Annotated in this window: 12 protein-coding genes; 6 read left to right on the top strand and 6 right to left on the bottom strand. The window is 64.6% G+C overall.

The genetic code is table 11. From position 1 onward, the window contains the following. Positions 1–327: 327 nt before the first annotated feature. From ACVOMB_RS04530 to ACVOMB_RS04515, 4 genes are all read right to left on the bottom strand, one after another. Entirely contained in the window at positions 328–3153 is a 2826-nt protein-coding gene (locus tag ACVOMB_RS04530) for a valine--tRNA ligase (RefSeq protein WP_481530078.1), read from the bottom strand. Between the two features lie 31 nt (positions 3154–3184). Further along, positions 3185–3373 carry a YqaE/Pmp3 family membrane protein gene (locus ACVOMB_RS04525; protein ID WP_481513769.1) on the bottom strand — a complete coding sequence of 63 codons (189 nt, stop codon included), beginning with the start codon at positions 3371–3373 and terminating at the stop codon, positions 3185–3187. Positions 3374–3385: 12 nt separating this feature from the next. Beyond that, positions 3386–3811, bottom strand: coding sequence for a DNA polymerase III subunit chi (locus ACVOMB_RS04520; protein WP_481530122.1), 426 nt, complete (start codon positions 3809–3811; stop codon positions 3386–3388). Between the two features lie 112 nt (positions 3812–3923). Further along, positions 3924–5411 (bottom strand): leucyl aminopeptidase, encoded by a 1488-nt coding sequence (locus tag ACVOMB_RS04515; RefSeq protein WP_481530077.1) that lies wholly within the window; start codon positions 5409–5411, stop codon positions 3924–3926. 105 nt (positions 5412–5516) lie between these two features. Here ACVOMB_RS04515 and lptF point away from each other — a divergent pair, with 105 nt between their 5' ends. Continuing rightward, entirely contained in the window at positions 5517–6602 is a 1086-nt protein-coding gene (lptF, locus tag ACVOMB_RS04510) for an LPS export ABC transporter permease LptF (protein WP_481530076.1), read from the top strand. Then, positions 6599–7705 carry an LPS export ABC transporter permease LptG gene (gene lptG / locus ACVOMB_RS04505; protein ID WP_481530075.1) on the top strand — a complete coding sequence of 369 codons (1107 nt, stop codon included), beginning with the start codon at positions 6599–6601 and terminating at the stop codon, positions 7703–7705. The genes lptF and lptG overlap by 4 nt, the downstream gene beginning before the upstream one ends. A gap of 155 nt (positions 7706–7860) precedes the next feature. Here the strand turns inward: lptG and ACVOMB_RS04500 are convergent, their stop codons facing one another. After that, positions 7861–8322 carry an RDD family protein gene (locus tag ACVOMB_RS04500; protein WP_481530074.1) on the bottom strand — a complete coding sequence of 154 codons (462 nt, stop codon included), beginning with the start codon at positions 8320–8322 and terminating at the stop codon, positions 7861–7863. 71 nt (positions 8323–8393) lie between these two features. On the opposite strand from ACVOMB_RS04500, the gene xerD reads away from it, so the two are divergent. Then, positions 8394–9371, top strand: a complete 978-nt coding sequence (xerD, locus tag ACVOMB_RS04495) for a site-specific tyrosine recombinase XerD (protein WP_481530073.1) — start codon at positions 8394–8396, stop codon at positions 9369–9371. A 269-nt stretch (positions 9372–9640) separates the two neighbouring features. Continuing rightward, positions 9641–10420, top strand: coding sequence for a DsbC family protein (locus ACVOMB_RS04490; RefSeq protein WP_481530072.1), 780 nt, complete (start codon positions 9641–9643; stop codon positions 10418–10420). A 76-nt stretch (positions 10421–10496) separates the two neighbouring features. Here ACVOMB_RS04490 and ACVOMB_RS04485 read toward each other — a convergent pair whose 3' ends face one another. After that, positions 10497–12629, bottom strand: a complete 2133-nt coding sequence (locus tag ACVOMB_RS04485; RefSeq protein WP_481530071.1) for a glycosyl hydrolase family 18 protein — start codon at positions 12627–12629, stop codon at positions 10497–10499. A 330-nt stretch (positions 12630–12959) separates the two neighbouring features. Between ACVOMB_RS04485 and purL the strand changes: the two genes are divergently transcribed. Then, complete coding sequence (purL, locus tag ACVOMB_RS04480; protein ID WP_481530070.1) at positions 12960–16841, top strand: phosphoribosylformylglycinamidine synthase; 3882 nt, start codon at positions 12960–12962, stop codon at positions 16839–16841. 798 nt (positions 16842–17639) lie between these two features. After that, the gene (locus ACVOMB_RS04475) at positions 17640–26018 is read left to right on the top strand and encodes an ESPR-type extended signal peptide-containing protein (RefSeq protein WP_481530069.1); all 8379 of its coding nucleotides are present in this window, start codon (positions 17640–17642) and stop codon (positions 26016–26018) included. The last annotated feature ends 71 nt before the right edge of the window (positions 26019–26089 follow it).

Here is a 26089-nt window from a genome sequence, read left to right as displayed (position 1 = left end):
GTCCGGATGCTTGAAGCAAAAGAGCCAAAAGCCAAAGGCGCCCTCATCCGCCCTGCCGGGCACCTTCTCCCGCAGGCGGGAGAAGGGAATGCACGGATCTTCCTGTTCTGTGGGCTCCCTTGGCAATCGGCATTGCGTGCTTGAGCGCGAGGATTGCAGCCAACTCACAGAAGCGCATGACGCATAGCCCTCCCTTCTCCCGCTTGCGGGAGAAGGTGCCCGGCGGGGCGGATGAGGGGGCTCTCCGCTCCTTGCTCTTTGATCGTCAACGCACAAAAGAAAGCGCCGCCCAAAGGCGGCGTTTTCCACAACAGCAACCAACAAGCCTTACAGCTTCGCGCGCTGTTCCTGCAGGCCGGCCAGCTGGCTGTTCCAGTCAAGCAGACGCACACGCTCCTGCTCGACCACCGCCGCCGGCACCTTGTCGGTGAACTTGGACAGCTTGACCTCGCTCTTCTCCTTCTCCGAAGAAACGCGGGCGATTTCCTTGTCCAGGCGCGCACGCTCGGCGTCCAGATCAACCAAGCCTTCCAGCGGCACCAGCAGCTTCAGCTCGCCAACAATGGCGGCCGCAGCCGGCGGCGTCTGTGCATCGGCGGCCAACCAATCGATGCTTTCCAGCTTCAGCAGGAAGCGCAGCTGCGAAGCGAAGCGGTCGAGGCGGCTGCGATCGGCAGCCTGTCCGCCCTGCAGCAGCAGACGCACCTGCTTGGACGGTGGCACGTTCAACTCGCTGCGCACGCGGCGCAGGGCGCTGACCATGGTCTTGAACCATTCCACGTCGACTTCGGCCTGCGCGTAATCGCCTGCAAATTCTTCCGCGGTCGGGTACACGCGCAGCGACAACGACTCGGCGTTGATGCCAAGCCGTGGTGCCACCTGCTGCCACAGCTGCTCGGTGACGAACGGGATCAACGGGTGCAGCAGACGCAGCACCGCTTCCAGCACGTACAGCAGCGTATGACGCGTGCTGGCCGCATCGTCGGCGTTGTCGCCGTTGAGCGCCGGCTTGGTCAGTTCCAGGAACCAATCGCAGAACTCGTTCCAGACGAATTCGTACAGCGCCTGCGACAACAGGTCGAAGCGGTAGTCGGCGTAGTGCTGCTGTGCTTCGGCCGAAACCTTGGCCAGGCGCGCAAGGATCCAGCGCTCAGCATCGGTGCGCGGCTGCGGTACGCCAGTGAAGCTCGCGCCCTCGGTATTCATCAGGGTGAAGCGGCTGGCGTTCCACAGCTTGTTGCAGAAGTTCTTGTAGCCCTCGGCGCGGCTCATGTCGAACTTGATGTCGCGGCCGTGGGTGGCCAACGCGGCAATGGTGAAGCGCAGCGCATCGGCACCGTGGGCGATGATGCCGTCCGGGAATTCCTTGCGCGTGGCCTTCTCGATCTTTTCGGCCATCTTCGGCTGCATCAGTCCGTGGGTGCGCTTGGCCACCAGGTCGTCGATGCTGATGCCGTCGATGATGTCGAGCGGATCGAGCACATTGCCCTTGGACTTGGACATCTTCTGGCCCTGGCCGTCGCGGATCAGGCCGGTGATGTAAACGTCCTTGAACGGGATCTGGCCGGTGAAGCTGTCGGTGGCCATGATCATGCGCGCCACCCAGAAGAAGATGATGTCGAAGCCGGTGATCAGCACGTTCGACGGCAGGTAACGGTCGAAGCCGCGCTCGGCCATCGCCGCTTCATTCGGCCAGCCCAGGGTGGAGAACGGCCACAGCTGCGAGGAGAACCAGGTCTCCAGCACGTCGCTGTCCTGGGTCAGCAGGACGTCGTCAGCCAAGCCCGCCTTGGCGCGGGCCTCGGCCTCGTTGCGGCCGACATAGCAGTTGCCAGCTTCGTCGAACCACGCCGGAATACGATGGCCCCACCACAGCTGGCGGCTGATGCACCAATCCTGGATGTTCTCCATCCAATGGCGATAGGTGTTGATCCAGTTGCCCGGTACGAATTTGATCGAACCGTTCTCAACCAATTCGAGGCCGCGCTTGGCCAGCCCGTCCATCTTCACGAACCACTGGTCGGTCAGGTAGGGCTCGATCACCTGACCGGTACGGTCGCCACGCGGCACCTGCAGTTTGTGCGCCTTGGTCTCGACCAGGATGCCCAGGTCTTCCAATTCGGCCAGGATCACCTTGCGCGCTGCGTAACGGTCCAGCCCTTGGTACTGCTGCGGGGCGTTTTCGTTGAGCGTGGCGGTGGTGGTGAACAGGTTGATCATCGGCAGGCTGTGACGCACACCGACCTGATAGTCGTTGAAGTCGTGCGCCGGGGTCACCTTGACCACGCCGGTGCCGAACGCCTTGTCGACATAATCGTCGCCGATCACCGGCACGCTGCGGCCGGTCAGCGGCAAGGTCACGCTCTTGCCGATCAGGTGCGCGTAGCGGCTGTCTTCCGGGTGCACCATCACCGCGGTATCGCCCAGCAGGGTTTCCGGACGGGTGGTGGCTACAACTAGATAGTTGCGGGTTTCGCGCAGGGTCTCGACGCCGTCGGCATCCACTTCGACGTGCTCATAGCAGGCACCGTCGTTGAGCGCATAGGCGATCGACCACATGAAGCCGTCTTCTTCCACGCTCTCCACTTCCAGATCGGAAATGGCGGTCTTCAGCACCGGGTCCCAGTTGACCAGACGCTGGCCACGGTAGATCAGGCCCTGCTCGTGCCAGCGGAGGAAGGACTCGATCACTGCCTCGCTCGGGCCAGCGTCCATGGTGAAGGTGCTGCGCGACCAGTCGGCCGAGGTGCCGAGGCGGCGCATCTGGCCTTCGATCACGTTGCCCGAATGCGCCTTCCACTCCCACACCTTGTCGATGAAGCCATCGCGGCCCAGCGAGTCGCGGGTTTCACCCTTGCCTTCCATCGCCAGGTTGCGGCTGACTACCATTTCGGTGGCGATGCCGGCGTGGTCGGTACCCACCTGCCACAGCGTGTCGTAGCCACGCATGCGGTGGTAACGGATCAGCGCGTCCATCAGCGTCTGCTGGAAGGCGTGGCCCATGTGCAGGGTGCCGGTGACATTCGGCGGCGGCAGCAGGATGGTGTAAGGCTCGCCCTTGCCGGACGGCTTGAACAGGCCGGCTTTTTCCCACGACTCATAGAGCGCGGTTTCAAAGGTTTTCGGGTCGTAGCTGGAGGCGAGTTGGGTCATGCGGGGAAACCGGAAAGAGCGGGGGGAGGGATCAGCGCGCCAGTGCGCGCTTGATCTTCTGGTCGGTGTGGTACTGGCTGACCGCGTATGCAGCCCAGATGGCGGCGGGTACCCAACCGATCAAGGTAATTTGCAGGATGAGACAGACAATGCCGGAAATCGGACGGCCAATGGTGAAAAAGGCCAGCCACGGCAGCAGGATGGCAATCAGCAGGCGCATGCGTGTAATCCCTTACATGTCGTATTTGTTGAGCGTGTAGTCGGCGGCCTTGTACTGGCGCCAACGCTCACGCAGCGGTTCACGCGCGGCCGGATCGGCCGGTACTACTTCCAGCACGCGGTCGCAGGCACCCAGGTAGGGCTCGTCGCGCAGGTTGATCACCAGCGGCCGTTCCGGTGCTTCGGCGCCCGGCGTGGCGATCAGCACGATGGCCTCTTCCTCGTCCACGTCCTCACCGATGATCTGGTGCGGGATATAGGCGTCCGGGTCGAACGACCACAGCAGCTCGTCCAACTCTTCGGCCTGGGCCTGGTCGCGGGCAAGTACCAGCGTGTACAGGCCGCCATCGTTGGCCTTGCGCGCCAGTTCGCACACCAGTTTCAGTGGCTCGGTGAGAAAGCGCGGCTTGGCAATCAGGTAGAAGTCGGCACGCATCAGGTCACGAAGAAGTAGAGGGAGAGGGTGCAACACCGGGGTCGGAGTCGGGTTGTGCCGGGTAAAACCCGGTTCTGACCCCACTTTCCAACCCCGGCTTTATCCAGAACTTACCTTAGGCAACGCGGTCCAGCAGCCACTGGGTCAGCAGGCCTACCGGGCGACCGGTGGCCATACCGCGCTTGCCTTCATCGCTGGCCACGCCGGCGATATCCAGGTGCGCCCAGCGCTGGCCTTCGGTGAAGCGCGCCAGGAAGCAACCCGCGGTGATGGCACCGGCCCAACGGCCGCCGATGTTGTAGACGTCGGCGAAGCTGGAATCCAGCATGCTCTGGTACTCGTCCCACAACGGCAGGCGCCAGGCGCGGTCGAACACGTTTTCGCCGGCGGCGGTCAGTTCGTTGGCCAGGTCGTCGTGCTTGCTCATCAGGCCGGCGGTCTGGTGGCCCAGGGCCACCATGCAGGCACCGGTCAGCGTGGCGACGTCGATCAGCGCGGCTGGCTCGAAGCGCTGTGCATAGGTCAGTGCGTCGCACAGGATCAAACGGCCTTCGGCGTCGGTATTGCCCACTTCGATGGTCTTGCCCGACATCGAGGTGATCACGTCGGACGGACGGTAGGCGTTGCCGTCGATGGCGTTTTCCACCGCCGGCACGACCACCACCAGGTTCAACGGCAGCTTGGCCTTGACCGTGGCGACGAAAGTGCCGATGACGTTGGCGCCACCGCACATGTCGTACTTCATTTCCTCGATGCCACCCTGGGTCTTCAGGTTGACGCCGCCGGTGTCGAAGGTGATGCCCTTGCCGACCAGTACGTAGGGCTTGGTTTCGCCGCCGTCGGCTTGCGGAAGGCCAGTCCACTTCAGTACCACCAGCTTGGGGCGGTTGGCCGAGCCACGGGCCACGGCCAGCAGCGAGCCCATGCCCAGCGCTTCCATCTGCGCCTCGTCCAGGATCTCGGCTTCGGCACCGTCGTGCTCGGCGGCGAACTTGACCGAAGATTCGGCCAGGTAGGCCGGGGTGCAGTAGTTCGGCGGCAGGTTGCCCAGCTCGCGGGCGTATTCCACGCCGGCGGCGATGGCCTGGCCCTGCAGCAGCGCGGTTTCGTCGCTGCTGGCGATGGCCAACGATTCCAGGCCCGGGGCTTCCGGCTTCTTCTTGCCCAGGGTGGCGGTGTAGCGGTAGCTGGCGTGGTTGGCGGTGATCACTGCCTGGCGGACGTTCCAGGCGGCATCGCGGCCGCCGACTTCCAGTTCGTTCAGGGTGAACAGCGCGCTGCGGGTATTGCCGCTCTTCAGGGCGCGGGCGGCATCGCCGGCGGCCTTCAGGTACTGCACCACGCCGAACTTGGCCGGGTCGCCAAGGCCAACCACCAGCACGCGGGGGGCGCTGACGCCGGCCAGATCGTGCAGCAGGGTGGTGTTGCCGGTCTTGCCGCCAACATCGCCGCGCTCGATCAGGGCGGCCAGACGGCCACCGGAAGCCGCGTCCAGGGCCTGTGCGGCTGGTGACAGCGACTTGTCAGAGAAGGCGCCAACAATGACGCAATCCACCTCGGCGGAGACCGGGGCGGCGTGGTTCAGGGTGAATTCCAGAGACATTGATCAGATTCCGTTGCCAAATCCGTACAATCGCAGGCTGTATACGCGGGGCCATCGAGGCCGGGCGTTCTGCGGACTAAACCGAGAGTTTAAACCACCGACCCTATGGCGAAGCTTGACCGCTACCTTCTGAGTGACTTCCTCCAGAGTTTTCTGGCCACTTTGACCGTACTTCTGGTAGTCAGCATGGGCGGTGTGCTGGTCGACATCCTCGGCCGCATTGCCGATGGCCGCATCCCAGCCGGCCTGATGCTGTCCCAACTGGGGCTGCAGTTCATCGTCTACCTGCCCATCATCCTGCCCTTGGCGCTGATGCTGGGGTTGGCGCTGTCGATCGCGCGGCTGTACCGCGATTCAGAAATGGCGGTGTTGACCGGCGTTGGCGTTGGTCCCAAGCGCCTGCTCAAGCCGATCCTGCTGTTGACGGTGCCGGTGGTGGCGCTGGTCGCGGCCTGCTCGCTGTGGCTGGGCCCGTGGGCCGACCGCAGCGCCGAGCAGATGTTGCAGGATGCCAGCCGCAGCATGGTGGTGGCCGGGCTGGAGCCGGGCCAGTTCACCCCGTTGGCTGGCGGCGGCGTGGTCTACCTGTCTTCATTGGCCGGCGACGGCACCAAGATGGGCAAGGTGTTCATACAGCGGCAGAAGGAAGGTCGTATCGACGTGGTCTCGGCAAACAGCGGCGCCATGTTCTTTGAAGGCGAGCGCCAGCGCTACCTCCGCCTGGAGGATGGTTATCGGGTCGAAGGCCCGGAAAGCGGAGCCTTGGATTATCGGCTGATGCGCTATGCGCGCAACGAAGTGGCCTTGCCGGACCGCGAGGAAGTGCGTGACCAGAATGATCCGGAAATGTTGTCCACCAGCCAGTTGCTCGGCGATGACCGGCCCGAGGCCAAGGCCCAGCTGCACTGGCGCATCACCCCGCCGTTGCTGGCCCTGGCATTCGCCTTGTTGACCTTGCCGCTGGCCCGCAGCGCGCCGCGCCAGCAGCGTTACGGTCGCATCATGGTGGCGTTCCTGGCCTATACGGTAGGCGTGAGCCTGAGCATTCTCGGTCGCCAGTGGCTGGCCGCGGGCAAGCTGCCGGTGGATGCCGGCATGTGGTGGCTGACCTTGCCGTTGCTGCTGCTGGCGGTGTGGCTGTACTTCCGTGATGGGCGGCTGAGTCGCCGCCGTGCGGGGGCCAAGGCATGAGATTGCTGCCGCGGATTCACGACGTTTATGTAGGCCGCACCGTGCTGTTCACGGTGCTGGTGGTGTGGATGGTGTTGCTAGGCCTGGACGCGATGATGGCCTTGTCCGGCGAGACCGGGAAAATCGGTCAGGGCCATTACAGCTTCGGTCATGCCTTGGCCTGGGTGGCGTATACCTTGCCGCGCCGCGCCTACACCATCTTCCCGATGGCCGCGGTGATTGGCGCGCTGATGGGCCTGGGTCAATTGGCGGCGACCTCTGAGTTGACCGCGCTGCGGGCGATCGGCGTGTCGCGGCGGCGGATTGCGGTATCGGTGGCGATCGCGCTGTCACTGCTGACCGTGTTGATGGTGGTCAATGGCGAAACCCTCTCGCCCTGGGCACAGAGCCGCGCTGATGCCTTGAAGGCAAGTGCCCGCTACAACACCGATATGGCCACGGCCCGTTATTCGGGCCTGTGGGCACGTGAAGGCGATACCTTCCTCAATGCGCTGACCGGTGAAGAGCAGCTCAGCACCGATGGTCAGTCGACCTTGCTGCTGCATGACGTGCGCCTGTACCAGCTGGGCGAAGACGGGCGCTTGCTGAGCCTGACCTATGCCAAGACCGCACGTCACGACAGCCAAGGCTGGGTGTTGGAAGCGGTGCGCCGCGATACCTTCGGCGAACGTTCGGTCACCCGTCAGGAATTGCCCAGCGAGAAGTGGGCGTCCAAGCTGGATGCCTCTGCCTTGGCCTCCGGCCTGGCCAAGCCACGCAACCTGGGGGTCGGCGAGCTCAAGACCAGCATCGATTACCGCAAGCGCAACGGTCTGGATGCGCGCGAGTACGAAGATACCTACTGGGGGCGCTGGTTCTACCCCTTGAACGTACTGGCGCTGTGCCTGGCCGCTGTGCCGTTCGCGTTTGGTTCGCTGCGCAGTGGTGGTATGGGCAAGCGTCTGTTCCTGGGCATGCTGTTCGCGTTGGGGTTCCTGTTGCTGCAGATGTTCTTCGGGCGCATGGCCGGCGCACTGAAGTTTGATTACCGCATCGCCTATGCCTTACCGCCGTTGCTGATGCTGGCCATCTCCGGCTGGTTGTCACGGCGACGGGTTGGCTGATCGCGCGATTGTTGTTGTGGGAGCGGCGTAAGCCGCGAAGCTCGTAAATCGTCAAATTGCGGGAATGCCGGTGATTCCAATATTGCCGGCTTCGCGGCTTACGCCGCTCCTACAAATGCAGCACTTGTAATGCCCCTGCCGAGCATGGCTCGGCACTACAGTTTCTGCAGCCGCGTACCGCTCAGGCGGTCGTGCAGGGTCAGGCGCTCGCGGTCGAACAACGCCCAGATGAAGCCCAGTCCGCCCAGCAGCAGCGACAGTGTGGCCAGTGCATAGCGCTTCCACAGCAGGGTCCGGCTGGGTGCTTGCCCGTCAGCGGTCTGCAGGCGCAGCCGCCACGGGCGCATGCCCAGGGTCTGCCCGCCGCGCTTCCAGCTCTCGGTGGCGTAGAGCCCGGCAATCAGCCAGCAGCTCAGCCATAGCAGCCATTGCAGGGCACTGAACGGATGGATGTTCTCGCGGCTGGCGTGTCCTGCCAGCGCGTAGCCGACGGTGAACAGCGTCGAGACCAGCATCCATAGCGCCAGCACCGGCCACAGGTCGTAGAACAGTGCAGCCAAACGGCGCAGTAGCAACGCGGAGGGGCGGGGCGATTCGGCAAGTGCGGGTGTGCTCATGGGCTGAGCATACGGTCTGTGCCGGCACGCGTGCATGGGCAGTCGTGGATGCAGGGCTTATCCTTGCGCTGATGTCCGCGTCCCTGACCCCCGCCGAACGCCGCCAACTGGTGCAGCAACTGCCGCCGTTGCGCGATGCCGATAACCGCTTGATCCAGCGGTTTCTGGACGCGATCTGGGCCGAGCATGGTTTGGCCCGTGCCTCGTTGGATAGCTACCGACGCGACCTGGAAGGCCTGTCGCGCTGGCGCGATGGCAGCAACGATGGTCTGGCCGGGATAGATAGGGCTGGCCTTTTCGACTACCTGGCCTGGCGCACCCGCCACGGCTGGACCGCGCGCAGCAACGCACGCCTGCTGTCAGTGCTGCGCGCCTTCTTCGGCCAGGCGCTGAAACGTGGCGAGCGCAGTGATGACCCCGCTGGGCTGCTGGAATCGCCCAAGCTGCCGCGCTCGCTGCCCAAGGCCTTGGCTGAAAGCCAGATTGAAGCGCTGTTGGCGGCACCGGATGTGGAAACCCCGGTTGGCCTGCGTGACCGCGCGATGCTGGAGCTGATGTACGCCGCCGGCCTGCGTGTCAGCGAACTGGTCAATCTGCCGGCCAATGCGATCAACCTGCGCCAGGGTGTGTTGCGGGTGACCGGCAAGGGTAGCAAGGAGCGCTTGGTGCCCTTGGGTGAGGAATCGCAGTACTGGCTGGAGCGCTATCTGGCCACGGCGCGCCCCCTGCTGACGGGTGGCAAGCCGGTTGCGGCGACGCTGGCCGGGCAGGTGCCGCTGTTTGTCGACGTCGACCGTAGCCCGTTGAGCCGCCAGCAGTTCTGGGCCTTGGTGAAAACAAGCGCGGCGGTGGCCGGCATCGATCCGGGCAAGATCAGCCCGCACGGCCTGCGTCACAGCTTTGCCACCCATCTGCTCAACCACGGCGCCGACCTGCGCGCGCTGCAGATGCTGCTTGGCCACAGCTCGCTGTCCACCACCCAGATCTACACCCTGGTCGCCCGCGAACACCTGCAGAAGCTGCACCGCAAGCATCACCCGCGCGGGTGATGCTGCACGGCCTGTGGAAGCTGGGCCTTTTGTAGGAGCGGCGTAAGCCGCGAAGCCGGTAAATTGTCAGATAGACAGCTGACATGGGATGCCAAAGGCCTGCGGGAGCGGCGTCAGCCGCGAAGCAGGTGGACCAGGAGATTGCAGTTGGTGTCTGTGTTCAGGCATTGCTGGCTTCGCGGCTTACGCGGCTCCTGCAAAACAGCGCCGCTCCCACACTGATTCGGGCGGTGTGCGAGAATCCCCGTGTTCTCTTTCGATGGGTCGCCATGTTCCGATTTGCCATTGCCGCGCTGTTTGGCGCGCTCAGCCTTACCGCCTGCGCGCAACAGCCAGCAGCACCCAAAGCCGCTGCCAGTGCCGCCGCCTCGCCGGCCGATGCCGCAGTCGAAAAGCAGGTGCGCGATGCCCTCAAGCAGCTTGATCCCAACCTCAAGCCGGAATACATCGGCGCGGCGCCGTTTGCCGGTTTCCGTGAGGTGTTGGTGTCCGGGCAGGTGCTGTACGTGACCGATGACGGTCGTTATCTGCTGCAGGGCACGCCCTACGACATCGAGAAGAAGGCCCAGGCCACCAGCGCCGGTCTGCTGGCCTACCGCCGCAACCTGCTGTCCTCGCTGCCGCATGCGGACCGCATCGTGTTTGCGCCGCCGAACGCCAAGCACACCATCAGCGTGTTCACGGATATCGAGTGCGGCTACTGCCGCAAGCTGCACCAGGACATCGCCGAGCTGAACCGCAACGGCATCGCCGTGGAATACCTTGCGTTCCCGCGCATGGGCCTGGCCAGCAAGGATGCTACCGACATGATCTCGGTCTGGTGTGCCAGCGACCGCAAGGCCGCGTTGACCGCAGCCAAGACCGGCCAGCCGGTTCCGGCCAAGAACTGCACCAATCCGGTGGCCATGCAGTACAACCTCGGACAGCAGTTGGGCATCAACGGTACTCCGGCGATTTTTGCCGCCGATGGCAGCCAGCTTGGTGGTTATCTGCCGCCGGCACAGCTCAAGGCAGCGTTGGACCGTATCGAAGCCGGCGGCAGCCGCTGATAGCGTCGCCCGCCAAGGCTTGAACAGACAACGCCCCTCCCGGTAACGCGAGGGGCGTTGTGGTTTTGGCAGCTGCTTACTTCAGGCCGTGGCTGACGCTGTTGACCAGGGTGCCCTGGGCGTCGTCACCGCTGAACTCCCAGAAGAACGCGCCGCCCAAGCCTTGGGCTTTGACGTAGGCCATCTTGCGGCCAAGCATCTCCGGTGTATCCACGCTCCAGAAGGTGTTGCCGTCGTACAGCCAGGTGGCCTGCGCGACCGGGTCGGTGTACACCGGCCAGCCGAGGTTCTTGAGCACCTTCCATTCCTCGATGCCGGTCTCGTACTTGCCAGGCGCTGGTCGCCCGTTCTGGTACAGGCCATTGTTGGTACGCGTAACCTTGGTCCAGCCACGGCCGTAGAAGCCGACGCCGAGGTTCAACTTGGCCGCAGGCACGCCGCGTTGCAGATAGGCCTCGATGGCGTCGTTGCTGTTGTACAGCGCGGCGTCACCGGTTGAAGGATCTGCCGGGGAGTGGAACAGGGCGGTGTGGTGGTTGGTGGTGCCGGCCCAGGCGCCATGGAAGTCGTAAGTCATCACGTTGATGAAATCCAGATGGCGGTGATAGGCGGCAGGGTCGGTTGGTCGGATCTTGTCGATGCCGGCACCCACCGCCACGGTCAGCAGCAGGCCCGGACGTACCGCGTCCAGCTGGCGGCGGAACTCGGCCAGCAGGGCGGTGAAGTTGTCGCGGTCGGCCGGTGTGCCGCAGCCCAGGCCGCAGGCGGCCGGGTATTCCCAGTCGATGTCGATGCCATCGAACACGCCCGCCGCAACGCCGTTGCCGCCGGCATGGTCGGTGAACGGCAGGTTGCCCCTGATATACGCATCAATGCAGGAGGCGACAAAGGCCTGGCGGTTCTCTGCACGCGCGGCGCTGGAGAAGCCGCGTGACCAGGTCCAGCCGCCCAGCGAAATCAGCGTTTTCAGTTGTGGGTGCTTGGCCTTGAGTTGCTTTAACTGGTTCCAGTTGCCGCGCAGTGGTTGGTTCCACTGGTCGGCGACACCGCTGACGCTTTCGCTGGCGCCAAAGCTGCGGGTGTAGTCGGCATAGGCATCGCCGCCAGCACCGCTGGCCGGATCAGCGGCCTGGGTGATGCCAACTTCGCAGCGGTTGTTGCGGACGTTGCCGAAGGCGTAGTTGATGTGGGTCAGGCGTGCCGCCGAACCGCTGCTGTCGATGTTCTTGACCCGGTAATTGCGGTCATAGATGCCCCATTGGGTGAAGTAGCCGATCACCCGCTTGCTAGGGGTGCTCGGCTCGCCTGGATCACCTCCGCCAGTGTCCTCGGGCGGCGTACTGGTGCTGACCGCGGAGCTGAGGGCGGAGGCGTTGCCTGCTTTGTCGCGGGCGCGTACGGCATAGCGATAGCTGGTAGCTGGGGTCAGCGCGGTATCGGTATGCAGGGTGCTGGCAATCGAGGCGATCTGCATGCCGTCACGATACAGGTCATAGGCGGCGATGCCACTGCCGCCGGGATTGTCGCTGGCGGCGTTCCAGCGCAACGCAATGCTGGTCGGGGTGAGTGCTTGCACGCTGAGCCCGTCTGGGATCGAGGGTGCGGTGCTGTCCTTGTCCGGCGTGGCGACAGTCACGCTGACCGTGGCCGAGGTGGTGCTGGCATTGCGGTCATCGGTGGCGATGGCGCTGAGCAGGTAGTTGCCTGCTGCGGCGTTATGCCAGGCGAGGTTGTAAGGGGCGCTGCTGACGCTGCCCACGGAATGGCCGTTGCGGAAGAACTCGACCTTGCGGATGCTGCCGTCGCTGTCGGTCGCAGCAGCACTGAAGGTGATGGTGCTGCCGGCGCTGAACGTGCTGCCCGTGCTGGGTGAGGTCAGGCGGACCTGCGGCGGCTGGTTGGCGGCCGGCGTGCCGTCATCGCAGCGGCCCAGGTTGTCGTAATAGTGGCGGCCAGCTGGATGATCGGGTGGCGCGTTCCAGATGGTCTGGCGTGCCTGGTACAGCACGCCGTCCTTTTGCAAGGTGTCGCCGGGCTGGTAGATGGTCGTTCCCAGCCAGGGTTTTACCCCCGCGCAGTTGGCTGCCTGAGCCGTCGGTAGGACGCTGGTTGAAGCGAATACCAGGGCCAGTGCCCAGCCCAGCCGAGCGCTGTGGCTGGGCTGGCGGGTGTATCGGGGCCGGAAAGGGCCTGCGGGATGGTCCTTCATGGTGGGTCTCCTTCTGCGGTTGGCGGGTGCTTTTTCCGTTGGTCGTGCGGTGTTTTGGGGCACGCCTTCGGCGCGGCGGACGCGGTTGCGCCCGGCCTTGGGGCGGCGGGGAATGCTTGCTGGGCCCGGATCTGGGTCGCTGAACCGGCACGCAGGTGCCGGCTGATTGAGGATAACGTTGTCAAAATCGATGCTGCGGTTTGCCCTGCGCAGTGGGCTGTCGGTGTGAACCGCGTCATCCTTGAGGACTTCCAGTAGCCCGGGCGCTGAGGCTTGGGGCGGCCGAGTCCGGTACAATCGCGGGCCGATTCCCACCATGGTCTCCCGGACATGATCGTCCTCGAGGGCGCAGCTGCCCTTTCGCCGTTCCGCCGCGAACGTCTTGAATCCCGCCTGCAGTCCATTGCCGCCGATCTGCGCATCACCGGTGCCTGGCACGTCTATTTCACCCAAGCTGCCGATGCCGGCGCGGTCGACCTGACCACGCTGGGTCGCATCCTGCAGGGCCAGCCACAGGCCGCCGAGCGCGCCGAAGGCGCAATCTCGCGCTACGTGGTGCCGCGCCTGGGCACGCTGTCGCCGTGGTCGAGCAAGGCCACCGAGCTGGTACGCGGTGCCGGCCTGCCGATCCAGCGCGTCGAGCGCGGTACCCGCATCGACCTGAGCGGTTGGCCGACTGATCCGGCGCAGCAGGCCGCGTTGGCCAAGCTGCTGCACGATCCGATGACCCAGTCGCTGCTGGCCGACATCGAGCAGGCCCAGGCGCTGTTCAACCACGTCGGCCGCGGCAGCCTGGAGCGCATCGCGCTGGACGACCTGGAAGGCGCCAACAAGCGCCTCGGTCTGGCCCTGGCCGATGACGAGATCGATTACCTGCGCCAGCGTTACAGCGAACTTGGTCGTGATCCGTCCGACGTCGAACTGATGATGTTCGCGCAGGCCAACTCCGAGCATTGCCGGCACAAGATCTTCAACGCCAGCTGGACCATCGATGGCAACGAGCAGGAACGCTCGCTGTTCAAGATGATCAAGCACACCCACCAGCAGACCCCGCAGCACACGCTTAGCGCGTACAGCGACAATGCGGCGGTGGTGGCAGGTGAGCCGGCTGCGCGCTATCGCCCGGACCCGGCCACCGGCAAATACCGCAGCGAAGCGGAGCTGCCCAGTGCCTTCCAGATCAAGGTGGAAACGCATAACCACCCGACCGCGATCGCGCCATTCCCGGGTGCCGCAACCGGCGCCGGCGGTGAAATCCGCGACGAAGGCGCCACCGGCCGTGGTGGCAAGCCCAAGGCTGGCCTGACCGGTTTCTCGGTCTCGCACCTGCGCATCCCGACCCTGCCGCAGCCGTGGGAAGCGCCGCGCGCGCTGAACCCGCGCATGGCGCCGGCCTTGGACATCATGCTCGACGGCCCGCTCGGCGGCGCCGCGTTCAACAACGAATTCGGCCGCCCGAACCTGCTCGGTTACTTCCGTAGCTTCGAGCTGCCGGAAGACGGCATCACCCGCGCCTACGACAAGCCGATCATGTTGGCTGGCGGCCTGGGCGCGATTGATCGCGTGCAGGTCGACAAGCTGCAACTGCAGGCTGGCGACGCGGTGATCGTGCTCGGCGGCCCGGCCATGTTGATTGGCCTGGGCGGCGGTGCGGCCTCGTCGGTGGCCTCGGGCGAAAGCGCCGAAGACCTCGACTTCGCCAGCGTGCAGCGCGACAACCCGGAAATGGAACGCCGCTGCCAGGAAGTGATCGACCGTTGCGTGGCCATGGGCAGCAACAACCCGATCAAGTTCTTCCATGACGTCGGCGCCGGTGGCCTGTCCAACGCCATTCCGGAACTGCTGCACGACTCCAATGTGGGCGGCGTGATCGACCTGGGCAAGGTGCCCACCGACGATCCCTCGCTGTCGCCGTTGGAACTGTGGTGCAACGAGTCGCAGGAACGTTATGTACTCGGCGTGGCGCAGGAGCGTCTGGCCGAATTCGCCGCCATCTGCGCGCGCGAACGCTGCCCGTTCGCCGCCGTTGGTGTTGCAACCAGTGAAGAACACCTGGTCGTGGCCTATGGCGCGACCCCGGGCAACACCCCGGCTGATGCGCCGATCGATCTGCCGATGGACGTGCTGTTCGGCAAGGCGCCGAAGATGCACCGCGATGCCGTGCATCCGCCGGCACCACGCTGGCCGTCGCTGAAGACGGCCGGCATCGATCTGCATGACGCCGGTCTGCGTGTGCTGGCACACCCGACCGTGGCCTCGAAGAGCTTCCTGGTCACCATCGGCGACCGCAGCGTGGGTGGTTTGACTGCGCGCGAGCAGATGATCGGCCCGTGGCAGCTGCCGATGGCGGACGTCGCGATCACCCTGGCTGGGTTTGATACCTATGCCGGCGAAGCGATGTCGCTGGGTGAGCGCACGCCGCTGGCACTGTTGAACGCTGCTGCATCGGCGCGCATGGCGGTGGGCGAAGCCATCACCAACCTGTGCGCTGCACCGGTGACCGCGCTGGATACTGTCAAGCTCTCCGCCAACTGGATGGCCGCCTGCGGCCACAACGGCGAAGACGCGCTGCTGTACGACGCAGTCAAGGCCGTCGGCATGGAGTTGTGCCCGCAGCTGGATATCAGCATCCCGGTGGGCAAGGACTCGCTGTCGATGCAGGCGCAGTGGCAGGCCGATGGCCAGGCCGAGAAGTCGGTGTCGCCGGTATCGCTGGTGATCACCGCGTTCGCCCCGGTCAGCGATGCCCGCCAGCAGCTCACGCCGCTGCTCGACCGCGAAACCGAAAGCGAGTTGTGGCTGATTGGCCTGGGCGCTGGCAAGCAGCGTCTGGGCGGTTCGATCCTGGCGCAGACCCAGGCCGATCACAGCGCGCTGCCGGCATTCGCCGGTGAAGTGCCGGATCTGGACGACCCGCAACGTCTGCGCGCGTTCTTTGAACTGATCTGCGATGCACGTGAATCCGGCCTGTTGCTGGCTTACCACGACCGCAGCGACGGCGGTGCTTTCGCTGCACTGTGCGAAATGGCATTCGCCTCGCGCATGGGCCTGGACATCGTGCTTGATGCCTGGGGCGATGATCCGTTCCGCAGCCTGTTCAACGAAGAGCTGGGCGCCGTGGTGCAGATCGCCAAGGAAGACCGCGCTGCGTTTGCCGATCTGGTCGAACGCCACGCACTGACCGAATGTGCACAGCGCATCGCCCGCCCGACCACCGCACCGGTGGTACGCGTGCAGCTGGCCGGCGACAGCGTGGTGGAATGGCGCTGGGAAGAATTGTTCGATGCCTGGTGGTCGGTCACCCACGCCATGCAGAAGCTGCGTGACAACCCGGATGCGGCTGATCAGGAACGCGCCATCGCGCGCAACTTCAACGCCCCGGGCCTGAAGCCGAAGCTGGCATTCGATCCGGCCGACGATGTCGCCGCACCGTTCATTGCCAGTGGCCCACGACCGAAGGTAGCGATCCTGCGCGAGCAGGGCGTCAACGGCCAGATCGAAATGGCCAACATCTTCGAGCGCGTTGGCTTCGACGCCTACGACGTGCACATGAGCGACCTGATCGAAGGCCGCGTGCAGCTGAGCGACTTCCGCGGCATCGCTGCCTGCGGCGGTTTCAGCTACGGCGACGTGCTGGGCGCAGGCCGCGGCTGGGCAACCTCCATCCTCGAGCGTCCGGTACTGCGTGAGGCCTTCGCGGCCTTCTTCGCGCGCCCGGATACCTTCGCGCTGGGCGTGTGCAACGGTTGCCAGATGATGAGCCAGCTCAAGGACATCATTCCCGGTGCCGAACACTGGCCGAAGTTCCTGCGCAATGCCGGCGAGCAGTTCGAAGCACGTACCGCATTGCTGGAGATCGTCGAGTCGCCGTCGATCCTGCTGCGTGGCATGGCCGGCTCGCGCCTGCCGGTTGCGGTGGCACACGGCGAAGGCCGCGCCGAGTTCGACAGCGCGGTAGACCAGGCCGCTGCCAGCATCTCGCTGCGCTACGTCGATGGTGACGGCCGCGTGGCCACCCAGTACCCGCTGAATCCGAACGGTTCGCCTGATGGCATCACCGGCCTGACCACCACCGATGGCCGCGTCACCATCCTGATGCCGCACCCGGAGCGTACTCCGCGCAGCATCAACCTGAGCTGGGCGCCGAGCAGCTGGGGCGAAGATTCGCCGTGGCTGCGGATGTTCCGCAACGCGCGAGTATGGTGCGGCTGAGCAGGTAAGGAAGCAGAAGCTTCATTGCTGCACATTGAAGTTTGAAGAAGCCCGCAGGCCAAGGTCTGCGGGCTTTTTTTATTCTGCAGTGCCGATTTGTAACCCGTCGCCCGGCTGTATCCGAAAGCCGAAGAGCTTCGTAAGGGTCTCGATTGGGAGCGCCGCAGCCACAGGCATCCTGCGGTTCGAGTGAATCATCGTCTTGTGACCGCTCTGGCGAGCATCACGCTGAGCCTCTGTCGGCAAGGCGCGGCAGAGACTTGACGTTTCCGTGAGATCTATCTGGTCGTTTCGCGCTTCGGCCGGTGGCAATTGGCGCAACTGACCTTGCTGCAATGCAACTGTTCCCCTCTTTTAAGGAAGATGAATCCATTTGTTTCGTGGGCGCGTTGAGATCAGCTAAAGGCCCGCAGCCCAAGGCCTGCGGGAAGCTTAACGCCTTCATCTTCCGCGGAGCTGAAATCGATACCTCAGCGCGCAGTCGCGACTAGGCAACTGTTTCAGAAGTAATTTTTTTGAAGATCTCACTAAATTGAGAGATTTGTGGAGTTCCTCACAAAACTTGTTTTCAAGCCAAATATTTGACGAATCATGAATCGTCGATTAAGACTCCATCCATCCCGTAGTCACCCGACAGGTATGGAGTTAGGGGGGTAGACCACGACAGGCGTGAGCCTCACGTGCCCAGCTGTACCGGGACCGGGACCACAACACCACAGGGGGATCGCAGGGCACGTACGGCTCAGCGATGGCGCGTTTCTGCAAGGAAAAAACCCGTCCACTTGAGGAGCAGCAGCGATGAACCGGATCTACCGCAAGGTATGGAACAAGGCATTGGGGCAGTTGGTGGTGGCGTCGGAGTTGGCATCGTCCAGCTCGGCCGGTGTGGTCATGGATGAGCGGCATAGCGCCGGGTTGCGCCTGCAAGCCTTGTCGGTTGCCGTTGCGTTGGGTCTAGGAGCAGGTGCCTGGGTAACCGCGGCACAGGCACAGTCGGTGGAAGTGGGCGGCAACGCGCAGTGCATCGTGCTCGGCAGTGCGACCCTGGTGGATTGCGCCATCGCCAGCAGCGCCGATGCCTCGGGTACGAATGCAGTCGCCATTGGCGCTGGAACGGTGGCCTCTGCCGCTGGCAGTGTGGCACTGGGTGCAGGCTCCATCGCTGATCGCGCCAATACGGTGTCGGTCGGTTCGGCTGGAAACGAGCGTCAGATCAGCAATGTTGCCGCCGGTACCGCCGGTACCGATGCGGTGAACCTCGATCAACTCAATGCAGCTGCAGACGGCGCGCTGTTAGCCGGTCGCTACTTCAAGGCCAATGGCGCTGCCGATGGCAGCGATGATGCGGTGGCCAGTGGTGAGGGTGCGATGGCTGCGGGTGTTGGCTCGCTGGCAAGCGGCGTGGAAAGCACCGCGGTGGGTAGCTACAACGTGGCCGCTGGCGACTACTCCAGCGCGGTTGGTTATGTGAATACCGCCAACGGCGAGAACAGTTCGGCAGTTGGCAATTTCAACCAGGTTGATGGCGCCAACAGCAGCGCCTTCGGCTCCGGCAATCTGGTGGACGGTGCCAACGCGATTGCGCTGGGCAGCAACAGCATCGCCAGCGGCGAAGGCAGTGTGGTGATTGGTGACGGCGCCTATGCGGCAGCCGATGACGCCACTGCAGTGGGTTCGCGCAGTGTGGCCAGCGAGCAGGGCAGCACGGCCGTTGGCAGTGATGCTGAAGCCTCGGGTGCCTTTGCAACCGCGCAGGGCAGTCAAGCGCTCGCCTCCGGGCAGCAGGCAACGGCCAACGGTTTCCGTGCCGATGCCAGTGGTCGCGGCACCACCGCGCTTGGTGCCTACAGCTCAGCCTCTGGTGACCTCGCTTCCGCAGTGGGTTATGGCGCTGACGCCAGTGGCGACTACGGTGTTGCGATGGGCCTGGGCGCTTCCGCCTCGGCTACCAGCACCACGGCCGTAGGCGAATCGGCTATCGCTTCGGGTGAAGAATCCACTGCGGTTGGTGGCACCACCTTCGGTGGCTTCATCAGCACCGAGGCGTCGGGCACCGGCGCGTCGGCATTTGGCAACGGTGCGTGGGCGATAGGTGAGTACGCCACCGCGATTGGCTTCAACAGCTGGGCCGACGCCGACAACTCCACCGCGCTCGGTCAAAGCGCCACCGCTGCTGCAGTCAACAGCGTCGCCATCGGTGCCAATTCCTGGGCCGATCGCGAGAACAGCGTGTCGGTAGGTGATGTCGGCAGCGAACGGCAGATCACCAATGTCGCTGCCGGCACCGAAGACACCGACGCGGTGAACAAGTCGCAGCTGGACGAAGTCGCAGCGGTTGCTGAAAACACCAGAAAATATTTCAAGGCAAGCAGTAGCGCCGACAGTGATGCCGGTGCGTATGCGGAAGGCGACGCAGCGACGGCGGCGGGTGAAGCCAGCAATGCGATCGGCAATGGCGCTTCGGCCTATGGCAACGGTGCCAATGCTGTCGCCAACGGTGCAACTGCAGTCGGCATGAACGCCTTGGCCACTGGCCAGAACAGTGCCGCGTTTGGCCAGAACGCCGAGGCCACCGGTCCAGCAGCAGTCGCCGTGGGTGGCAATGCAGTCGATGCCGATGGCAATCCCTTGATCACCTTTGGCGGACAGCCGGTAACGACCGGTGCGACCAGCGCCGGTCTCGGCGGTACCGCGCTTGGTGCCAGTGCCAGTGCGGAAGGCTTCGCCGCCACCGCCGCTGGTCTTGGCGCCTTCGCGCAGGGCGCGCAGTCCTCCGCATTTGGTGCGGTAGCCAATGCAACCGGCGACTACAGCACGTCGGTAGGTAGCCAGAGTGCAGCGTCGGGCACCAGCAGCGTCGCAGTCGGTGGCCCGATCGATCTCATCCCGGGGCTGGGTTTCTTCGTTGATACACAGGCCAGTGGCGAAGCGTCCACGGCGCTGGGTGCTGGCGCGATTGCCTCCGGGGACTATGCGCTGGCATCAGGCGCACTGAGCGAAGCCGCAGGGGCGGAAAGCACCGCTGTCGGCTACTTCGCCTATGCGGCCGGCGACAACGCCAGTGCACTGGGCGCGGAGAGTTGGGCCAGCGGCGCCAACAGCACGGCAGTAGGCTTCTACAGCACCAGCCTTGGCGCAGACAGCACCGCGCTGGGTGCGAACGCCACCGCCCGCGCCGCCAACAGTGTTGCCTTGGGCGCGAATTCGCTGGCAGATCGTGCCAACAGCGTGTCGGTTGGGGCCGAAGGCGCCGAGCGGCAGATCACCAATGTTGCTGCCGGTACCGAAGGCAGTGACGCGGTCAATGTCGACCAGCTCAATGCCGTGGCTGATGGCGCGGAGTTGACCGCGCGCTACTTCAAGGCCAATGGCGCTGCCGATGGCAGTGACGACGCGGTGGCAAGCGGCGATGGTGCAACCGCCGCCGGTGTGGGTTCGCTGGCCAGCGGTGCGCAGAGCACCGCAGTTGGCAGCTACAACGTTGCTGCCGGTGATTACTCCAGCGCGGTTGGTTATGTGAACACCGCCAATGGCACGAACAGCTCAGCGGTAGGCAACTTCAACCAGGTGGACGGCGAAAACAGCAGTGCGTTCGGCATGGCCAACCTGGTCGATGGTGCCAATGCAATTGCCTTGGGCAGCAACAGCGTTGCCAGCGGTGACGGCAGTGTGGTGATCGGCGATGGCGCCTTGGCTGATGCAGACGATGCAGTTGCTATTGGCTCCGGAAGCGTTGCCAGTGGCGACAGCAGCAGTGCTTTGGGTGCAGGTGCGGAGGCCTCGGGTGCGTTCGCTACGGCACAAGGTACGCAGGCGGTCGCGTCCGGCCAGCAGGCGCTGGCCAGTGGCTTCCGCGCGGAGGCCAGTGGCCGCGGCACCACGGCGGTTGGCAGCTATGCCGTTGCCTCCGGCGACCTCGCCTCGGCGGTCGGTTATGGCGCGCAGGCCATTGGTGATTACGGCGTTGCGATGGGTTTGGCTGCAGAAGCATCCGGCGCCAGCACCACCGCAGTGGGTGAATCGGCGATTGCATCGGGTGAGGAGTCGACCGCAGTCGGCGGTACCACCTACGGCGGCTTGATCAGCACCGAGGCCTCGGGCACCGGAGCTGCGGCATTCGGCAATGGCGCCTGGGCCTTGGGTGAATATGCAACTGCAATTGGTTTCAACAGCTGGGCCGATGCGGACAACTCCACCGCACTGGGCCAGAGCGCCGTGGCCGAAGCGGTCAACAGTGTCGCCATCGGTGCCAACTCCTGGGCCGATCGTGAGAACAGCGTGTCGGTGGGTGATGTCGGCAGCGAGCGCCAGATCACCAACGTTGCCGCGGGTACCGAGGGTACCGATGCGGTCAACAAGAACCAGCTGGATGAAGTGGCTGCGGTGGCTGGAAACACCAGCAAGTACTTCACCGCAACCGGCAGCGCTGACAGCGATGCCGGCGCCTATGCAGAGGGCGACAACGCCACTGCCGCCGGTGAAGCCACCAATGCGATTGGCAGTGGTGCATCTGCCTTCGGCAGCGGCGCCAACGCTGTGGCTGATGGCGCAACCGCGGTCGGCATGAACGCCTTGGCCAGCGGCCAGAACGCAGCCGCGTTCGGCCAGAACGCGCAGGCGATGGGTCCGGGTGCGGTGGCCGTGGGCGGTAATGCGGTGGATGCGAACGGTGATCCGCTGATCAACGTGGGCGGTGCGCCGGTGCAGACTGGTGCCACCAGTGCCGGTGTCGGCGGAACCGCGCTCGGTGCCAGTGCCAATGCCGAGGGCTTTGCGGCCACCGCAACCGGTGTTGGTGCCTATGCCAAGGGCGATCAGTCCACCGCTAGCGGTGCGGTTGCCAATGCACTGGGCAATTACAGCACCGCCAGCGGCTCGCAGAGCTATGCAGAAGGTGTGGGTAGCACGGCAGTCGGCTACAACGCAGCTGCTTATGAAGATGGCAATGTCGCCGTCGGTCGCAACGCGTCGGCCTTGGGTGCGGGCAGCCTGGCTATCGGTGATGGTGCCGAAACCGGCTTTGGTTTGTTCGGTATCGGCGCGACCAATGCGGTAGCGATCGGCAGCGGCAGCTGGGCCTTTGGTGATGATGCAACTGCTGTCGGCGCCAATGCCTGGGCCTTCGGTCAGCAGAGCACCGCCATCGGCACCGGCGCCGAAGCCGGTTCCACCAATTCGGTGGCACTGGGTGCAGGCTCGATTGCTGGACGCGACAACACCGTGTCGGTGGGCGATGTGGGGGCCGAACGGCAGATCACCAATGTGGCTGCCGGTACTGAAGGAACCGATGCGGTCAATCTGGATCAGCTCAATACCGCAGCCGAAGGTGCACTACTGGCCGGACGCTACTTCAAGGCCAATGGTGCGGCCGATGGCAGTGACGATGCGGTCGCCAGCGGTGACGGCGCAACCGCCGCCGGTGTTGGCTCCGAGGCCTCCGGTGCACAGAGCACCGCCGTGGGTAGCTACAACGTCGCCGCCGGTGATTACTCCAGTGCCGTCGGCTATGTGAACACCGCCAACGGCAGCAACAGCTCGGCGTTCGGTAACTTCAACCAGGTGGACGGCGCCAACAGCAGCGCGTTCGGCTTCGCCAACCTGGTTGATGGTGACAATGCAATCGCACTGGGCAGCAACAGCGTGGCCAGCGGCGAAAGCGCCATCGTGATCGGCAACGGTGCCAGCGCCTTGGCCAGCGGCGCGGCTGCAATCGGTATGAATGCAGTGGCCAGCGGCCAGAACGCAGCAGCCTTCGGCCAGAACGCACAGGCCACCGGCCCGGGCGCAGTGGCTGTTGGTGGCAATGCGGTGGATGCCAATGGCGATCCGTTGATCACCTCCAATGGTCAGCCGGTGCAGACCGGTGCCACCAGTGCCGGTGTCGGTGGCACCGCGCTCGGTGCCAGTGCCAATGCCGAGGGCTTCGCCGCTACCGCTACCGGTGTCGGCGCGTGGGCGCAGGGCAATCAGTCGACCGCCAGCGGTGCAGTTGCCAATGCGGTGGGTAACTTCAGTACTGCCACCGGTTCGCAGAGCTACGCCGAGGGCGTGGGTACGACGGCGGTAGGCTACAACGCAGCCGCCTATGAAGACGGCAACGTCGCCGTCGGTCGTAATGCGTCGGCATTGGGCGAGGGCAGCTTGGCGATTGGTGATGGTGCCGAGACCGGCTTTGGTTTCTTCGGCATCGGTGCGACCAACGCGGTAGCGATTGGCAGCGGCAGCTGGGCGTTCGGTGATGATGCAACTGCGGTGGGCGCCAACGCCTGGGCCTTTGGTCAGCAGAGCACGGCCATCGGTACCGGTGCGGAAGCCGGCGCCACCAACTCGGTGGCGCTGGGTGCAGGCTCGATTGCCGGCCGCGCCAACACGGTGTCGGTGGGTGACGTAGGTGCCGAGCGGCAGATCACCAATGTTGCAGCCGGTACCGAGGGCACCGATGCGGTCAACAAGGACCAGCTGGATGAAGTAGCTGCAGTCGCGGCGGAAGGTCAGACCACGGCCAAGTACTTCAAGGCCACCGGCAGTGCCGACAGCGATGCCGGTGCGTATGCCGAAGGTGACAACGCCACGGCTTCCGGCGAAGCGACCAATGCCATCGGCAACGGTGCATCGGCTTACGGCAGCGGCGCCAATGCGCTGGCTGATGGCGCAACCGCAGTCGGCATGAACGCCTTGGCCAGCGGCCAGAATGCAGCCGCATTTGGCCAGAACGCACAGGCGATGGGACCGGGTGCGGTGGCCGTGGGCGGCAATGCGGTGGATGCGAACGGTGATCCGCTGATCAACGTGGGCGGTGCGCCGGTGCAGACCGGTGCCACCAGCGCCGGTGTTGGCGGTACCGCGCTCGGTGCCAGTGCCAATGCCGAAGGCTTTGCGGCAACGGCAACCGGCGTTGGTGCTTACGCCAAGGGCGATCAATCCACCGCCAGCGGTGCGGTGGCCAATGCACTGGGCAACTACAGCACCGCTACCGGGTCGCAGAGCTATGCCGAAGGTGCGGGCACCACCGCAGTCGGCTACAACGCAGCCGCCTATGAAGACGGCAACGTTGCGGTCGGCCGCAATGCCTCAGCTCTGGGCGAAGGCAGTCTGGCGATTGGTGATGGCGCCGAGACCGGCTTTGGCTTCTTCGGTATCGGTGCGACCAATGCGGTAGCCATTGGCAGCGGCAGCTGGGCGTTTGGCGATGACGCAACTGCAGTTGGTGCCAATGCCTGGGCAGTTGGCCAACGCACCACCGCGATTGGCATGGGCAGTGAGGCCAGTGGTGAGAACGCGGTGGCCTTGGGTTCCGGTTCGGTGGCCAGTCGTGACAATGCGGTGTCGGTTGGCGATGTAGGCGCAGAGCGTCAGATCACCAATGTCGCCGCCGGTACCGAAGCAACCGATGCGGTCAACAAGTCGCAGCTGGATGCTGTGGCTGGCGTTGCCGGGGAGACCAACAAGTACTTCCGCGCGACCGGCGATGGCGTGGCTACTGCCAGTGGTACCAATGCAGTCGCTTCGGGCTCGGCAGCGCTTGCCAGTGCCGAGCGCAGTACCGCGCTGGGCGCTTCCAGTACTGCCAGTGCCAATGGGGCAACCGCGGTGGGTGCGGATGCCGCAGCGAAGGCCAGCAACAGCACTGCACTCGGCCGGCAGACCTCGATCACCGCAGTCAATGGTGTCGCCATCGGCTACGGCGCGTTTGCCAGCAACGGAGTCAACAGCGTTGCTATCGGTGCTGGTGCCGGCGTCTCTGGTGCCAACTCGGTGGCCTTGGGCGCAGGCTCGCGTGCGGTGGAGGCCAATGTGGTGTCGGTGGGCGGTGGCACCGGGACCAATGGCCCGGCAACCCGTCGCATCGTCAATGTCGGTGCTGGGCGTATCGCTGAAGGCAGCAGCGATGCGGTGACCGGCGGCCAATTGCATGTCACCAACCAACGCGTCGGTGCGGTGGAAACCCGCGTTACCGACATTGATGGACGGATCGGCAGTATCGAAGGCGTAACCGCCAATGCGGTGACCTACGACGATGCCAGCCGCGACAAGCTGACCCTTGCAGGAGTCCAGGGAACCACGCTGGACAATGTGGCAGCCGGTGCCATCACTGCTGGCAGCATGCAGGCCATCAACGGCGGGCAGCTGTTCCAGTCACTGGGCAATATGGCCAGCTTCCTCGGCGGCGGTGCCGGCGTTGGCATGCAGGGTATGTTTGTAGCCCCGACCTATGTCATCCAGGGGGCCAGCTACAACAACGTGGGTGCAGCGTTGTCGGCGCTCGATGGTCAGGTCACCTCCCTCAACAACCGTATTGCCAGTAATGGGAATGGCAACGGCAACGGCAACGGCAATGGCAATGGCAACGGCAACGGCAATGGCAACGGCAACGGCAACGGCAACGGCAATGGCAATGGCAATGGCAATGGCAATGGGCCGCGAGAGGCGACTGCGGGCGGCGTAGCGCTGGGCGAGCAGGCCAAGGCCAACAGCGTGGCCGGCAGTGCGGTCGGCAACAACAGCTATGCACATGGCCCCAACGACACCGCGATAGGCAGCAACTCCCGCGTCAACGCCGACGGCAGCACCGCGGTAGGTGCCAATACCAGCATCGCAGCGGCGGCCACCAATGCGGTGGCGATGGGCGAAGGAGCTACCGTCAGTGTTGCCTCGGGTACGGCGATTGGTCAGGGCTCCAGCGTCACCGCAACCGGTGCGGTCGCCTTGGGGCAGGGGTCGATTGCCGATCGCGCCAACAGCGTGTCGGTCGGTAGCAGCGGCCACGAGCGGCAGATCACCAGTGTTGCTGCTGGTACGCAGGCCACCGATGCGGTCAACAAAGCGCAGTTGGATAGCGGGATCACTGCCGCCAATACCTATACCGATACCAAGTTCAGCGGCATGGCTGACAGCTTCGACATCTTCCGTGGCGATATCGACAAGCGTCTGCGTCATGTTGACCGCCGGCTTGATCGTCAAGGTGCGATGAGTGCGGCCATGTTGAACATGGCGACCAGCGCTGCGGGTGTACGCACGCAGAACCGGGTCGGCGTGGGTGTCGGTTACCAGGGCGGCGAATCGGCGCTGTCCGTGGGCTACCAACGCGCCATCAGTGAGCGCGCAACCATCACCTTGGGTGGTGCCTTCACCAGTGACGACAGCTCGGTGGGTGTGGGCGCCGGCTTCGGCTGGTAAGCGGTTGGGTTTTTGCCCCCGCCTGCTGCGGCGGGGGCTTCCAGGTTCATCGGTAGTGGCTGTGCTGCCCC

Source organism: Stenotrophomonas sp. STEN018, assembly GCF_056760235.1.
The sequence above is the reverse complement of the archived record's forward strand: the minus strand, read 5'-3'. Positions and strand labels throughout refer to the sequence as shown.